Below are 14,780 nucleotides of genomic sequence, written 5' to 3'. Positions count from 1 at the left end.
AATAAGATGAATCCAAAAGTAAGTATTATTGTGCCTGTATATAAGGTAGAAAAATATCTTCATAAATGTGTGGATTCAATATTATCTCAGACATTGAAAGATTTTGAACTTATCCTTATTAACGATGGTTCACCAGATCGATGTGGTGAAATTTGTGATGAATATGCAAATTTAGATAGCCGAGTAAAAGTCATAAAGAAAGCAAATGGGGGCTTATCCTCCGCTAGAAATGCTGGTTTAGATGTGGCTCTAGGAGATTATGTGGGATTTGTGGATAGTGATGATTGGATTGAGAAAGATATGTATGAACTACTGTATAACCTATGTGTACAAAATGATTGTGAGATTGCTAGCTGTTCCAGTACTATCCATTATGATCATAAAACAGTGGTTAATGGAGGTCATCCATTAATCATTCATAATACAAAAGAAGCAATGAAAGCGATGCTTGAAGGGAATTTATATGATGAGGTAGTATGGACAAAACTTTTTAAAAAAAGTTTACTAGAGGGAATTAGATTTACCCTCGGAATCATATATGAAGATACTGATTTTACATATAAGGTTATTCATAATAGTAAGAGAGTTGGATGTATTGGGGTTTCAAAATATCATTATATCAAAAGAGAAAATAGCACCATGGATTTAGCTGTGAAAAACATAAAAACCGATGGTGTTTTTATATACGAAGATATGTACAAATTTATAGATAAAAATTATAAGGAACTAAGTGATTTAGTTGCTTTGAAATTGGCAAATACAGCTATGACCGTTATGAATTTAATGTCTTTGCATTCTGATTTTTCTAAATATAAACTTGATTATTTTAAGGTTGTAAAAATACTAAACCGTTACTTTTATAAAATCATTAAATTGAAACAATACCCAATAACTGTAAAAATAACAATTATAGCTGCTAAAGTTCATCCTATCTTATATATGAGATTAATAAACTTTACAGAGAAGAGAAAGCTAATATGAAAAAAATTTTGTTAAGAGGCTATTATATATATTTAGATATGAAGAAGAAAATTTCTATTCTGTACAATTGGGCATTTTCCTTGGTTGTAAAACCACCAACTATTTTCATTAGTGATGAACCAATAAATCAAATCAAATGGTTGTAACAAAATGTTCTGTGAGCAGATATTGGGATGGAGAATTATCGCTAATGAATGGAAGAGGTATATTATTTCAACCATATTCCTCTGAAGTAAGCAAAAGACTAAGGGGAATTATCAAAAGTGAAGAGTAAAATCATATTGTGTAATCTTCATTATGAAAATTAATTATTTTATAGACTTTACTTCGATTTACATTAAAATATTTTTATTGAGTACGAGTGGTATAGGCAAGATATATAGTGGCGTTGAATCACAGATCACGGAGGAGTCGATATGAAAAAAATAATAATAAATACAATAAAAACCGATAGCCAAGCCTCCAATATTTTTGATTTTACAAGGTTTATTGCAGCCCTTGTTGTTTTTCTATTTCATTTTTATCTACCTTTGCCCGGTTACCAAGCTGTTATGGTGTTCTTTGTATTAAGTGGATATTTTATTTCATCTACTGTACTAAAAGCAGTGAAAGAAAATAGGTGGAGCTGGACTGATTATTTACTAAAAAGAATTGTGAGATTATGGATTGTCCTAATTCCGTGTCTAATCTTAACCTTTCTGTGGGCAGAGGTACAATTGAGCATCTTTGGCTCTAATCAGGAAATAGCAAAATATTTAGACTGGAAGACCTTTTTAGGCAATCTATTTTTCTTGCAAGGTATTTTGGTAGAGAATTTTGGTTTGAATGGTCCTTTATGGAGTCTTAGTTATGAATTTTGGTACTACATAATGTTCCCATGTTTAGTTTTAATGATTTGGTCGGAAAAATCTATTCATCGACTAGTATATGCATTCTTACTCATATTAATTTCTCTTGTAATTGGTGGGAAAATAACATTATATTTCTTAGTTTGGTTGCTAGGTGCGGTAATACCCTTAATAAAACCACTAAATATTAAATATAGAGCATTGATTATCATTCTATTTATACTATCAACTTTATCAGTTCTTATTTCAATGAAAGCATATGTATTTCTTGAGGGATTACCACAAATAATTCCTGATTTATTTATTGGTATTTGTTTTAGTATATGGATTTTTTTGGTAATTTGTGTTTTTGCTAATAGAACAAGTAAATCAAGATTTGGAATTTCTAAGCGATTGGCAGGGTTCTCATACACATTATATTTATCTCATTATCCTTTAGCAAATATAATCTTTACATGGATTGGTTCATCATTGTGGATCTTTCGTGATACCCCTTTAAGTGTAAAACTCCTTTTAGCAGCTTCCGTTCTTCTTTACGCGTGGGTTTTATCCTTATTAACAGAGAAACATACAGCTAGAGTTGGAAAATACGTATCTAGGTTTATTTTTCCAAATAAACACCAATCTATAAAAAGAGAAGTAAATGAAAAAGTACCTAGTTAACAAAAATTCAGTAACTAAATTTTGTTATCATTTTATCGTGGACAACCGATGAGTAAAAGCCTAAACACATATAGGTACCCTACCTCGGTCCAGTAAGTAAATTTTAACCTTAAATATCTCTTTTTTGAGATGTTTTTTAATTTAAAAGGAGGGTAAAAATGGAGTTTACAGTTAATTTTAGCCAATTAACTGTATCGAAGCGTATCCACAGAATGCGAGATGATCGAATAATTAGAGTATATTGAATAAATGATATAATTATTTTCGTTACAATAAAAAGTAGGTCAAAACGTTGAAAAATCAATATTTATTGAGGGAGGATATATAATGGAAAAGAACTTAGTTATTTATGGAACTGGTGGATTTGCGAGAGAAGTTCATGAAATTCTGGAACGTAATACAGAAAATTATAACTTTTTAGGATTTTTAGATGATAATGAACTGTTGATGGGGACGGAGGTTCACGGTTCAAGAATTATAGGTGGATTAAATTGGTTAGAAGACAATTTGGAAACTCAATTATTATTGGTATTGGGAGTCCTGTTCTCAAAAGGAAAATTGTCAATAAAATCAGGCAAATAGGTAACATTGTCTTCCCTACTATAATAGACTCTCGTGCAGTGATAGGAAACCGAGTAGAATTTGGTGAAGGCTGCATCGTCTATGCAAACACCGTAATTACTACAGATATAGTAATCGGCAACCACGTAATATATAACATATTGTGTACGGTAGGGCATGATTGCACTTTTAATGACTTTATAACGGTAGCTCCGAGTGCAAATATTTCAGGAAATGTTGTTATAGGAGAAGGAGCAGATATAGGCACAGGTTCAGCAATTATACAAGGTAAAAACATTGGATCTTGGTCTATTATTGGCGCTGGTCCATTGTAGTGAAAGATATATCTGACAATGTAACAGTGGTAGGTAATCCATCTAAAATAATTAAAGAGCGTCCTGTTGAATGGAATATATAAAACGATCGATTAATTAAATTGCTAAAAACTAACAAAAATAAAATAGTATTTGCTTTATTCAATTCATTTAAGAAATAGATTAACAGATATAAATTTCAAACATTATCTTATTTTTTGTGAACTTTATAAAATGGAGAGAAAACATGGAGTTTTCAAAAAAATAATTTTGCAAGGGGTAGCAATATTATTTATGTTAGCTCTTCATTTATTTGCTAGAAAGGATGTAAATGGGTTATATGAAACGTTTCCCATGATTATCGGTGTACCTCTGGTTTATTATTTAGCTCTATTTGGGGACGCATGTGTTCCTATTTTATTTATTTGCTAGTGGATATGGTCAATCTATAAGTTTTGTTTTTTTATATTTCACTTTTCCCAGACTTGATTTTCGCTCCAAAATATCCACTATTAATTTTTTTGTCTGTTATTTTTTAGCCTTATTTCTTCTGTTTTCATCAATGCAATGTACCAACCGATCCTTAAATTTATCGACAAAAAACAACATCCAGAAGACAAGAATATAGCTCAAATGTCACGAAACCAATAGACGCCTAGGTTCCTAACTTAGTGCAGGATTTTGTAACTGGTAATATAGTTTTTAAAAGAGAAATCAAGGGATTGAAATATATACCAAATCATAGTATGTTCTTTATAGAGAACTTATTTCAAAGCTGTAATTGTTCTTCTTAATTAGACCAAATACCAGTAAATTTTGAGGAATCGGAGAGATAGCCATGAGCGCCATTGCCTGTATTTATCAATCAAATAAAGAACCTGTACCCATAGAGTATATTAATGGTATGATGGGATCTTTACAGAAATACCCATCAGATGATATTCAAGTTTGGCATAAAGAGAATCTATTCTTTGGTTGTCATGCACAATGGATCACCCCTGAATCTATAGGTGAGCAGCTTCCTTATTATGATTATGAGAGACAGTTAGTCATCACTTCCGATGCCATTATCGATAATCGAAAGGAATTATTTAATCTTTTGAAAATTGAAACAAATAGAAGGAAAATGATACCGGATAGTCAACTGATCTTGTTAGCATACTGCAAATGGGGTCAAGAATGCCCTAAATATTTAATCGGTGATTTTGCTTTTATCATTTGGGATCAAAGACAACACAAATTATTTGGAGCAAGAGATTTTTCGGGTAGTCGCACTTTGTATTTTCATAGACAGAATAATAAGTTTGCATTTTGTACGACTATTGCACCGATTTTGGCACTTCCGTACGTAAATAAACTGTTAAATGATCAATGGATAGCTGAATTTTTGGCAATCCCAGGTATGAATGATGCGGTAGATACTTCTATTACCCCTTACCAAAATATTGAACAAGTACCACCTGGTCATTGTTTTTCGATAAAAGAAGACCTTATGAGGTTTTCTAGATATTTTAGTTTAACAAATGAGAAACAATTAGATTTAAAAACCAATGAAGAATATGAAGAAGCATTTCGCCATATATTTCAAAATGCTGTAACAGCACGGTTAAGAACTCATCATCAAGTAGGGGCGCATTTAAGTGGGGGTTTAGATTCAGGTGCTGTTGTGAGCTTTGCATCTAAGGCATTAAAAAAAGAAAGTAAAGCTTTACATACATTTAGTTCAATTCCGCCTTCTGGCTTTAAAGATTGGACATCTAAAAATACAATCGCAGACGAACGACCATACATTCAATCAACCGTAGACTACGTTGGTAATATTCAAGAAAAGTATTATGATTTTGCAGAAACTAATCCTCTATCTGAAATTGACGAATTACTAGAATATATCGAGATACCATACAAATTTTTCGCAAATTCTAATTGGATTAATGGTATTTTTAGAGAATCTAGTAATTCTGGAGTAGGAGTGTTGTTAAACGGCGGGAGAGGAAATCTAAGCGTTTCGTGGGGTCCAGTCTTTAATTATTATGCAGTGCTATTAAAAAAATTAAAGTGGATTCGTCTTTATCGAGAATTAAATCAATATAGTAAGAGAGTCGGTGGAAATCGTTTACGTAGGGTTCCTTATATTAGTAGGATAGCGTTTCCTTTAATTAATAGGGTTTTTCCAACTGAAACATTTAAATATCCTACCATCATAAACCAAGAGTTGGCGAAAAAAACAGATGTTTTTTCTAAACTTGAAGAACATGGAATTCAACAAGTAAGTACACCTTACCATCCAAACATTAATAAAGTAAGAAGACAACATTTTGAAGAAGCGTATACCTGGAATGCCACTGGAACATTAGGAGCAAAGCTCTCCCTCCGTTATTCTGTATGGAAACGTGATCCAACCAATGATCTGAATGTAATTCGTTTCTGTTTATCGATACCTGATAAACAATTTGTTCAAGATGGATTTGATAGATCATTAATTAGAAGATCGATGGCAGATTATTTACCTGATAAGGTTAGATTGAATCAATCTATCAGAGGCGTCCAAGGTGCAGATTGTATTTATCGTATGACACCGCATTGGGATACCTTTACGAATGAACTTGAATCGGTTTGTACTAATCCAATAATAAACGAGTTATTCAATATGGACGTTCTGAAAAAAACGTTTTTGAAGATAAAACAACAGGGGCCAAAACCTGAACTTTCATTTGATATTGATTATCAAATTTTAATGTATAGCTTAATTATATCAAGATTCTTAAAACAATTTAATTGAGAGGAGGTGAATAATGTTGCAAAATAAAAAAGTGTGGGAAAAGCCTATATTAGAAGTGCTTAGTGTTGGTCAAACGATGGCAAGTACGCTGGGTGGTGCTTTTGATGAAGGTTATAATTCAGATCTTGGACACCAAGGACAAACTGGACCTCACCATGGACCTCTTGGGTCGTAATTTATAGTACATTTATTATTATGTTTTACCCTTATACATTAGAAATGTATGAGGGTTTTTTTGGCAGTCACTAGGTGTAATGTCTATGGTGAAAGTCCGAGCTTTATTCTCTAGCAATTATGGGATGTCAACTAGTGATAATAAAATGGAATGTTATCAGAAAACAATTGAAATATTTACAAAACAATGGTAAATTTTTAATATGAAGTTCTTTATAAAGAACGTTTTATCAATCGAATTAATAGGGTTTGATATGGAGGATATATGGATGATAAATACTACACAGACATTTGCCTATAAAGCTTTTGGCTTATCGATGATAAGTGAAATCTTACTGTCGGGATTGCCTAACTGTAAACTAGAAAATCAACTTGGTAATATTACAATAAAAAGAGCAGATCTTTCAACTTTGTGGTTTGAGTATTCTATCAATAGACATTTTATTATTAAAGAAAATTTCGTTATGTTCCTAGTTCCAGATAAAGCTATCTTTCTAATTCAAAATGGAAATGAAATATTTTTTACTCCACTAAACGATTCTTCAGAAGACTATCATCGCCTTTACATTCTAGGTACTTGTATGGGAGCCATACTAATGCAAAGAAAAATCCTCCCGTTACATGGAAGCGCAATCGCCATAAATGGAAAGGCTTATGCATTTGTCGGAGATTCGGGTGCTGGGAAATCGACGTTAGCTTCTGCTTTTCTGAACAAGGGCTATCAGCTGTTGAGTGATGATGTAATTCCAGTGAGAATGTCTGATGAGAATATTCCCATGGTAATACCAGCCTATCCTCAGCAAAAATTATGGATGGAAAGTCTAAACCAGTTTGGAATGGAATCTGATCAGTATAAACCGATTGTCGAAAGGGAAACCAAATTTGCTGTTCCCGTTTCCACTCAGTTTGCTAATCAGGAGCTGCCACTTGCCGGAATCGTTGAATTGGTTAAAACTGATGAAGAAGAGATAAGGATTACTCCGATTACAAATATGACAAGGTTTCATACGCTCTATACACATACGTATCGTAATTTTTTTCTTGCAGGTTTGGGATTAATGGATTGGCATTTTTCCACTTCTGCAAAAATGGTTAATCAACTTAGTTTTTACCAATTACAGCGTCCTGTTTCTCGATTTACAGCTCACGATTTAACAGAGTTAATTCTATCTACCATTAGCAAGGAGGAAAAGGTACGATGACACAAACTATCTCTACTAATCAATTAATCAGTCAAGCAGAAGGATATATCGTTAGTGACATGGATGGAGAAAAGGTCATGTTAAGTATACAAAGTGGGAAATATTATAACTTAGGACAAGTTGGCGGAGACATTTGGGACTTGATTAAAGAACCAGTTACTATTGAGCAGATTGTCCATTCACTTCAATCAATCTATGAAGTGAGTCAAACAGAATGTGAAGACCAGGTGCTTTCTTTTCTAGAAAAGCTTAAGGAAGAAGGGCTAATTTTCATTAGCTAGTCTAGGAGGGAACAATGACTATATTCCATAAAATAAGAACCTTTTATAAACTGGATGTGAGCATGAAAAGGTTGATGGTGGAAGCCTTTGTAACCTTAGCTTGGGCTCGGTACCGGAAAAGCAAAGTCTTCGCCAAGATCGCGCCTTCCTTAGGTGAACAAATGGCAGAAACAACTTATCTTGAAAATACTCAAAATAGAGTCATTTTACGAAACGTTTCAAATGCCATTCATATGATGAGCCTGTTTACATTTTGGGAAAGTGAATGCCTGGTTAAAGCGATAGCTGGAATGAAAATGCTAGAAAAAAGAGGGATTGAGAGTACACTCTATTTAGGGACAGCCAAAGATCAAATGGGATTGATTGCCCATGCTTGGCTTCGGAGTGGTTCCTTCTATATTTCAGGTTCGGATGGTATGGAAAGGTTCACGGTAGTTGCCAAATTTGCGAAAAGGAAGAAAGAGACTAGCCAAGAAGGAGAAAATTATGGATAAAATCCTTGATTTAACAGGTGTTCCTAATGAAGTACTTTTGATTCTGGAGTTGACGAAAGAGGCTCCATTTTCACAAGAAAAGCAAGAAGCACTATGTATCGATTTAAATTGGGATCTTTTTTTAGAGTATTCTCTCCATCACCGCTTGTTCCCAAGACTTTATTCAATCATTAGGAAGTTAGATGATCAATGGGTTCCATCTTTCGTAAAGCAGCAATTAAATCATCATTATAAAAGTAATACGTTTCGAATGCTGCAACTGAGTGCAGAAACGGAATATACCAGCCGAATGCTTTCAGAAATAGGAATTGATGCGTTGTTTTTAAAAGGCCCGGTTGTCGCCCACGATTTATACGGAGATCTTTCTTTACGTACGTCAAGTGATTTAGATTTTCTTGTGCCCATCGAACAACTTGATCAGGCTGAGGAATTATTGGTTAAGCAAGGGTATGCAAAAGATGACTATATCGAAACCGTGTTGAATGATTGGCGTTGGAGGCACCATCATGTTACCTATTTTCACCCACACAAACAAGTGAAGCTTGAAATTCATTGGCGTCTACATCCAGGACCAGGAAAGGAACCGAGCTTCCAAGAATTATGGGAAAGAAAAAGAATGAGTAACCTAACGAATTTTCCAGTTTACTTCTTAGGAAGAGAGGATCTGTTTATCTTTCTTGTTACGCATGGGGCACGTCATGGCTGGTCCCGTTTACGTTGGCTGGATGATATTCAACAATTAATGAAGCAGCCAGTAGATTGGAAGTTGGCTTATCAATTGAGTAAATCAAGTCATAACCTGGATGTTATGGAGCAGGCAATTGTCCTTGCATCACAGTTACTAGAATCACCTATTACAAAAGAGATGAAGCCATTTTTAAGAGGAACTAAAGCTCATATTTTAGCTCAAGAAGCGATTTTCTATTTAGAAAAAATGGTGAATTTACATACAGATCCTGTTCCAGAAGAAATCACCAGCTATCATACACGTCATTTATTCTCCTTAATGTCTACTTATCAAAAGTTTTTCTTCCTTCTCAGTATGATGTATCCCTACCCAATCGATGTAGAGACATTACCGTTACCAAAAAAACTTCATTTTTTATATTTTCCTTTAAGACCGCTATTAATGGTCTGGAGAAAAACAAGGAAATTGGCCTTATCTTAGGGGGTTCACATTATGAAAGAGGACATTATCTATTTTTTAAAGCAGATTCATTCGTATGCTGGAAAAGTTCTGTATATAAATATGATTGCCATGACTTTTATTGGCTTATTAGAGAGTGTAGGGACCTTATTATTAATTAGTTTGATTGGGATGAGCGGCATCGTGAATATGGATGTTGATCATTTAGCCATATTCAACTTATTTGGCTTTCTAGATAGCCTGCCTGCCTCTATTCGGTTATCTATTATTCTTGGGATCTACTTTTTGGTCATAATGGGCTATAACTTAGTAGAAAGACAAATCGTCATTCGTAATGGAGTTATTCAAAATGGCTTCTTACGAAAAGTTCGTACAGATACATATAGTGGTTTACTACACGCTAATTGGGATTTTTTTATTAAAAATAGGAAGTCTGATCTGATTAATTTACTATTATCTGAAGTAACACGTACTAGCGGAGGAATCCATGCCTTTTTACAATTTATGGCCTCCCTAATTTTCACGGTCATTCAGATTGCTCTCGCTTTCTGGTTATCACCAAATATCACTATTTTTGTTTTAATTAGTGGTGTCTTTATCGTATTTCTCAATCGGAAGTTCCTTAAACGATCTCTTGCATTAGGAAATCGTAATTATGAATTGGCAAGGCAATTTTACGCGGGAACGACGGATCAAATCAATGGAATAAAAGATATTAAAAGTAATTCTTTAGAGGAATCCAGAATGCAATGGTTTCGTACGATCACCAAAAATATGGAGTCGGAACAAGTAGAATATTTGAAGTTGAAAACAACTTCGCAATTATATTATAAACTAGCTTCTTCGCTATTAATGATTATTTTCATATTTGTTGCTATTAAAATGTTTCAGGCCCAGGCAGGTCAGTTGATGTTAATCATCGTTATATTCGGGAGGTTATGGCCGAGAGTTGCCGGGATTCAATCCTCACTAGAGCAAATTGCGACGACATTGCCATCTTTTAAAGCCGTTAAAAGACTTCAAGAGGAATGTCAACAAGCTGAGGAATTCCTAGAGCAAGAAAATATTAAATCACTGGATTTACAAAAGGGAATAGAATGTCGGAATATTCACTTTCGTTATAACAAAAATGAAAGAACATATGCCTTAAAGGATATCAATCTATGGATCCCTTCCAATGAAATGACCGCATTTGTTGGGCGTTCTGGAGCTGGTAAAAGTACGTTAATTGATTTATTGATGGGGCTCAATCAACCAGAAACAGGTCAAGTTTTGTTAGATGGAATTCCGTTAACGAAAGAAAACATACTTTCATTAAGAAGTTCGCTCAGCTATGTACCCCAAGATCCATTTCTTTTCAATGCTAGTATCCGAGAAAATTTAATGCTCGTAAAACCCGAGGCAAGTGAAGAAGACATGTGGGAAGCCTTAACGTTCGCTTCAGCAGCTGAATTTGTAGGAAAGTTACCAAATGGTTTGGACTCGTTAATCGGAGACCGCGGCATTAAGCTTTCAGGGGGAGAACGGCAGCGGCTTGTAATGGCCAGAGCGATATTGAGAAAACCATCGATTCTTGTTTTAGATGAAGCTACTAGTGCGCTTGATACCGAGAGTGAAGCAAACATCCAATTAGCCTTAGAACGTTTAAAAGGAAAAATGACAATCATTGTCATCGCTCATCGAATGTCAACGATTCGCAATGCGGATCAAGTCATCGTACTAGAAGATGGACAAGTCATCCAGCAAGGAGGGTTCAACCAACTATCCCAAGAAAAAAATAAAACGTTTAGTAAATTGTTAGGAAGACAAATGGAAGTGATTCAATGATTTAAAGACGTGATATTTAGGGAGGTGAAATTTAAGAGTCAGATCAAGGATTCATCAAAAGATATAGTCTTAAGAAAAAATGGAGTTAAAGTTGAGGAGGAAAAGTATTGAAAAGAGAATGGAAAAAACCAAATATTGAGATCCTTGAAATTAAAAAGACAATGAAAGGGATTAAACCACCAAAACCACCAAAACCACCAACAGTTCCATCGATTCCAGACGAATTTGACAGCTAAATGCTTTAAGCCCATATACCTTATGTAGTAGACACAATAAGGGTATGGGCTGTTGTAAGTGTACACTATTATTAAATAATAAAACTAACCATTAAATTCAAATCGAAATTTAAAAGGTAGGTATAATAATGTATGAAATAGTCAAAACATCTAGGCAGCAGATACAATTTCAGCATTCATGGGAGTATTTTTGTGAGAAGTATAACTGGGAAAATGATCCCTATGCAAAGGATGGTATTAGATACAATCTTTTGCTGCCTGAAAAAAAGAAAAAAGTGATAGGAACCATTGAGTTCATTCCGTATGATCCTCAAAATCCAGACAGTACAGTCGAAGGAAGATTTCCTTTCTCTACCTTTGAGGATATAAGAATAAATCAGAAGAGAGTTTGGGAGATAGATAAACTTTGTTTAAACAAGGAATTTCATCGCCAAGGTTTTTTTGAGGATTTTATGCATGTTTTTTATGATCATGCGACTAGCCATTATCCAAAATACTATGTAGCACTTATGGAAAAAAAGTTTTATCGAATGATGCGTATTTCATTTGGGTTAGGCGTAGACCAAAGAGGAGAGGCTATGGTAGGTCCATCAGGAGCACTTATCCCCATTGTATTTGATATTGAAAAAATCATGCAGGATGAAGAAGTGGTCAAGAAGTTACTTGCGATGAGCTCTTCTGGTAAGAAACGTGAAGTGAATCAGTCACTCTCAATGAAGAATCTAGTATCGAAAATAGTACATAAAATGAAACTAAATATATAGAGTACTATCCAGTCAACAATTGTTGGCTTTTTGTATTTCCATAGTCTAAGCAGATACAATAGGTCCTTTCTTGCAAATATCTAAGTAACGCACCCTTCCGTATGCTATTTTTTACAAAAAAATATTATGGAGGTCCAAAATGTCCAAATGCATCTTTTGTCAAATTATTTCTAAAGAAATAGACGCTTATATGATCTATGAAAACGAGTTAGTGTGTTGCTTTTTAGACAACGATCCCATCAATAAAGGTCATCTTTTGGTTGTACCTAAAAAACACTACCAAGAGTTTCCTGAAGTAGATCGAGAAAGTTTGATTGAGGTCATCACTGTTGCACAAAGAGCTGCAAGAGCACTCGAATCGATACTGAACACAGATGGACTAACGGTTATGCAGAATAACGGGATCTTTAAAGATGTGGAACACTATCACATATTGTTCCGCGCTTTAAAGGGGATGGTTTCTCATGGGTTGAACCGGAAATCAGTTTCAATGAAGATGATTTTATTGAAATACAAGCAAGTTTAACTGCTGGATTTTAAAATTAGTATAATTGGGCACCCTACCATTGAGGTGACCTAACATGAATTTCCCCACCATCCATACAAACTTTTGGGATGCTGTGATCGCAGTACCGGTAGTGATGCTTCTAACACAATTAATAAAAATGTTCTTTAAGCTGCCCAACAAATATGCACCTCTTACTGCACTCATACTAGGCTTAGCCATTTCTATTTTTATCAGTCATCGACATAGTATACTTGCAGGGGCTTTTATGGGCTGGTTTTATGGCTATGCTGCCATAGGCAATTACGCCGGCTTAAAAACTGGATTCATCGCCTATAGACATAAGGCAGATGCCAAACAAAGAAAAAAGTAAAAGATGCCCATTATCTATCCAAAAAAGGACAGGTAAATGATGTGCACCCCAATAGTTAGACCAAAAATCTAACTATTGGGGTGTATTTATTTTGGTTAAATATGATAAACAGTTCAAAAAACAAGTGATTGAAGCTTACCTTAAAGGTGAAGGTGGTTATAATGCCATTGCTAGGAAGTTTCATATTCCTAATCACTCACAAGTTGAAAAATGGTGAAAATGTATAAGGAGTTAGGTGAACAGGCACTTACGAGGAAAAATGGACACACACCTTACACTATTCAATTTAAACTAGATGTCATACACTATTACTTAACTAGTGGAGACTCATTAACGATAGTGGCTTCTAAGTACGGTCTAGGCGATCCTTCTCTGATTAGCTCATGGAGAAAGGTACTTTCAGAAGAAGGAGTTAATGGGTTATCCAAACCGAAAGTACGCTCACCCATGTCACCTAAACCTAAAAAGAAAATCGAAAAAAATCTTACACGAGAACAGAAATTAGCGCATGAAAATGAATTATTAAGGGCGGAACTTGCCTTTATAAAAAAGCTCCGAGGTTTAAGGATGAATATACCGGATCGACTCAAGAACGAGATGCACGAATCATCCACGAACTCCGAGGAACATTTAAACTGACACTTCTTCTTGAAGCAACCAAATTTCCTAAATCTACTTACATGTACTGGCAGAAACATTTTAAACGTAATAATCCAGACGAGAAGATTGAACGGATCATCAAAGAGATTTTTGATGAAAATGACGGAAATTATGGATACCGTAGGATTGATATGGAATTACGTAAACGTGGATTTACCGTAAACCATAAGAAAATTTTACGCATCATGAATAAACTAGAAATTACGTGCGTTAAATTTCGTCAAAAATCACGTAAATACAGTACGTATCGTGGAACAATTGGCAGGGTTGCGAAGAACCGCTTCATCGTCGTTTTTATACGAGCGTGCCCCATCAAAAAATCACAACGGACACTTCTGAGTTCAAGTATTACGTCGAGGATACACGCGGTACACTGGTGATTAAGAAAGCCTATCTTGATCCGTTTTTAGATATGTTTAATGGAGAAATACTGTCGTATCGCTTTTCAGAGCGCCCTAATGCTAAGGCGGTGAATGATGCCTTGAATGAGGCGATTAACGTGACAAGTGATTGTCCATTTCGTCGTACCATTCATTCGGATCAAGGGTGGGCTTATCAAATGGCTCAGTATCGCAATCGTTTAGAGGAAATGAAAATCTTCCAAAGTATGTCTCGAAAAGGAAACTGTTTGGACAATTCACCCATGGAAAATTTCTTCGACTTGATGAAACAAGAAATGTATTACGGCAAGACCTATCGCAGCTTTGAAGAGCTTAAACGGGCGATAGATGAATATATACATTACTACAATTATAAGCGAATTAAGTCGAAACTCAACGGATGTAGCCCGGTTGAATATCGCTTGAAGAAAGCAGGATAATCGTAATTAACTAACCGAAAAAACTCGAAGTGAATTCTCACTCCGAGTAAAGTCTAACTATTGGGGTTCAGTACAAAAGGGCATCTTTTTTTGATTTTGCTTTCATTTATATAGTTAGCACTTAGCGGATCTGAAATTAGAGCTCTCAAAT

General features: G+C 34.7%; 14 protein-coding genes and 1 pseudogene. All 15 read left to right on the top strand.

The genetic code is table 11. The features are described from left to right. Positions 1-6: 6 nt before the first annotated feature. The 15 genes and pseudogenes from MHI18_RS01380 to MHI18_RS01310 all read left to right on the top strand — a co-directional run bounded on the left by MHI18_RS01380 (position 7) and on the right by MHI18_RS01310 (position 14,629). A complete protein-coding gene (locus MHI18_RS01380; protein ID WP_340845611.1) occupies positions 7-981 on the top strand; it encodes a glycosyltransferase in 975 nt (324 codons plus the stop codon). A gap of 416 nt (positions 982-1,397) precedes the next feature. Continuing rightward, entirely contained in the window at positions 1,398-2,492 is a 1,095-nt protein-coding gene (locus MHI18_RS01375) for an acyltransferase family protein (RefSeq protein WP_340845609.1), read from the top strand. Positions 2,493-2,819: 327 nt separating this feature from the next. Beyond that, entirely contained in the window at positions 2,820-3,074 is a 255-nt protein-coding gene (locus MHI18_RS01370) for a PglD-related sugar-binding protein (RefSeq protein ID WP_340845608.1), read from the top strand. Between the two features lie 1,131 nt (positions 3,075-4,205). Beyond that, a complete protein-coding gene (locus MHI18_RS01365) occupies positions 4,206-6,146 on the top strand; it encodes an asparagine synthase-related protein (RefSeq protein WP_340845607.1) in 1,941 nt (646 codons plus the stop codon). A 13-nt stretch (positions 6,147-6,159) separates the two neighbouring features. Continuing rightward, positions 6,160-6,321, top strand: a complete 162-nt coding sequence (locus tag MHI18_RS01360) for a paeninodin family lasso peptide (RefSeq protein WP_340845606.1) — start codon at positions 6,160-6,162, stop codon at positions 6,319-6,321. Between the two features lie 268 nt (positions 6,322-6,589). Continuing rightward, positions 6,590-7,522: an aldolase gene (locus MHI18_RS01355; protein ID WP_340845605.1), complete on the top strand. Its 933-nt coding sequence runs from the start codon at positions 6,590-6,592 to the stop codon at positions 7,520-7,522. Continuing rightward, positions 7,519-7,803, top strand: a complete 285-nt coding sequence (locus MHI18_RS01350) for a lasso peptide biosynthesis PqqD family chaperone (RefSeq protein ID WP_340845604.1) — start codon at positions 7,519-7,521, stop codon at positions 7,801-7,803. The genes MHI18_RS01355 and MHI18_RS01350 overlap by 4 nt, the downstream gene beginning before the upstream one ends. 14 nt (positions 7,804-7,817) lie before the next feature. Further along, positions 7,818-8,297, top strand: a complete 480-nt coding sequence (locus MHI18_RS01345; protein WP_340845603.1) for a lasso peptide biosynthesis B2 protein — start codon at positions 7,818-7,820, stop codon at positions 8,295-8,297. Continuing rightward, positions 8,290-9,465: a nucleotidyltransferase domain-containing protein gene (locus MHI18_RS01340; RefSeq protein ID WP_340845602.1), complete on the top strand. Its 1,176-nt coding sequence runs from the start codon at positions 8,290-8,292 to the stop codon at positions 9,463-9,465. Before MHI18_RS01345 ends, MHI18_RS01340 begins: the two co-directional genes overlap by 8 nt. Positions 9,466-9,477: 12 nt before the next feature. Next, positions 9,478-11,271: an ABC transporter ATP-binding protein gene (locus MHI18_RS01335; RefSeq protein ID WP_340845601.1), complete on the top strand. Its 1,794-nt coding sequence runs from the start codon at positions 9,478-9,480 to the stop codon at positions 11,269-11,271. A gap of 107 nt (positions 11,272-11,378) precedes the next feature. Beyond that, positions 11,379-11,507 (top strand): paeninodin family lasso peptide, encoded by a 129-nt coding sequence (locus MHI18_RS01330; protein WP_340845600.1) that lies wholly within the window; start codon positions 11,379-11,381, stop codon positions 11,505-11,507. Positions 11,508-11,635: 128 nt separating this feature from the next. Next, complete coding sequence (locus MHI18_RS01325) at positions 11,636-12,271, top strand: hypothetical protein (protein WP_340845598.1); 636 nt, start codon at positions 11,636-11,638, stop codon at positions 12,269-12,271. 139 nt (positions 12,272-12,410) lie between these two features. Further along, positions 12,411-12,797 carry an HIT family protein gene (locus MHI18_RS01320; RefSeq protein ID WP_340845597.1) on the top strand — a complete coding sequence of 129 codons (387 nt, stop codon included), beginning with the start codon at positions 12,411-12,413 and terminating at the stop codon, positions 12,795-12,797. A gap of 55 nt (positions 12,798-12,852) precedes the next feature. After that, positions 12,853-13,149, top strand: coding sequence for a hypothetical protein (locus MHI18_RS01315; RefSeq protein WP_340845596.1), 297 nt, complete (start codon positions 12,853-12,855; stop codon positions 13,147-13,149). 91 nt (positions 13,150-13,240) lie between these two features. Continuing rightward, positions 13,241-14,629: pseudogene (locus tag MHI18_RS01310) on the top strand (IS3 family transposase). Positions 14,630-14,780 lie beyond the last annotated feature (151 nt).

Source organism: Peribacillus sp. FSL H8-0477, assembly GCF_038002765.1.
Lineage (GTDB): Bacteria > Bacillota > Bacilli > Bacillales > DSM-1321 > Peribacillus.
Note: the sequence above shows the minus strand (reverse complement) of the source record. Positions and strands in the feature narration are given on the sequence as shown.

Bases quoted from the DNA above. Each gene is read 5' to 3' on its own strand.
- MHI18_RS01355 (WP_340845605.1), top strand. From the start codon at position 6,590: ATGATAAATACTACACAGACATTTGCCTATAAAGCTTTTGGCTTATCG.
- MHI18_RS01365 (WP_340845607.1), top strand. From the start codon at position 4,206: ATGAGCGCCATTGCCTGTATTTATCAATCAAATAAAGAACCTGTACCC.
- MHI18_RS01320 (WP_340845597.1), top strand. From the start codon at position 12,411: ATGTCCAAATGCATCTTTTGTCAAATTATTTCTAAAGAAATAGACGCT.
- MHI18_RS01335 (WP_340845601.1), top strand. From the start codon at position 9,478: ATGAAAGAGGACATTATCTATTTTTTAAAGCAGATTCATTCGTATGCT.
- MHI18_RS01325 (WP_340845598.1), top strand. From the start codon at position 11,636: ATGTATGAAATAGTCAAAACATCTAGGCAGCAGATACAATTTCAGCAT.
- MHI18_RS01375 (WP_340845609.1), top strand. From the start codon at position 1,398: ATGAAAAAAATAATAATAAATACAATAAAAACCGATAGCCAAGCCTCC.
- MHI18_RS01370 (WP_340845608.1), top strand. From the start codon at position 2,820: ATGGAAAAGAACTTAGTTATTTATGGAACTGGTGGATTTGCGAGAGAA.
- MHI18_RS01350 (WP_340845604.1), top strand. From the start codon at position 7,519: ATGACACAAACTATCTCTACTAATCAATTAATCAGTCAAGCAGAAGGA.
- MHI18_RS01345 (WP_340845603.1), top strand. From the start codon at position 7,818: ATGACTATATTCCATAAAATAAGAACCTTTTATAAACTGGATGTGAGC.
- MHI18_RS01340 (WP_340845602.1), top strand. From the start codon at position 8,290: ATGGATAAAATCCTTGATTTAACAGGTGTTCCTAATGAAGTACTTTTG.
- MHI18_RS01315 (WP_340845596.1), top strand. From the start codon at position 12,853: ATGAATTTCCCCACCATCCATACAAACTTTTGGGATGCTGTGATCGCA.
- MHI18_RS01360 (WP_340845606.1), top strand. From the start codon at position 6,160: ATGTTGCAAAATAAAAAAGTGTGGGAAAAGCCTATATTAGAAGTGCTT.
- MHI18_RS01380 (WP_340845611.1), top strand. From the start codon at position 7: ATGAATCCAAAAGTAAGTATTATTGTGCCTGTATATAAGGTAGAAAAA.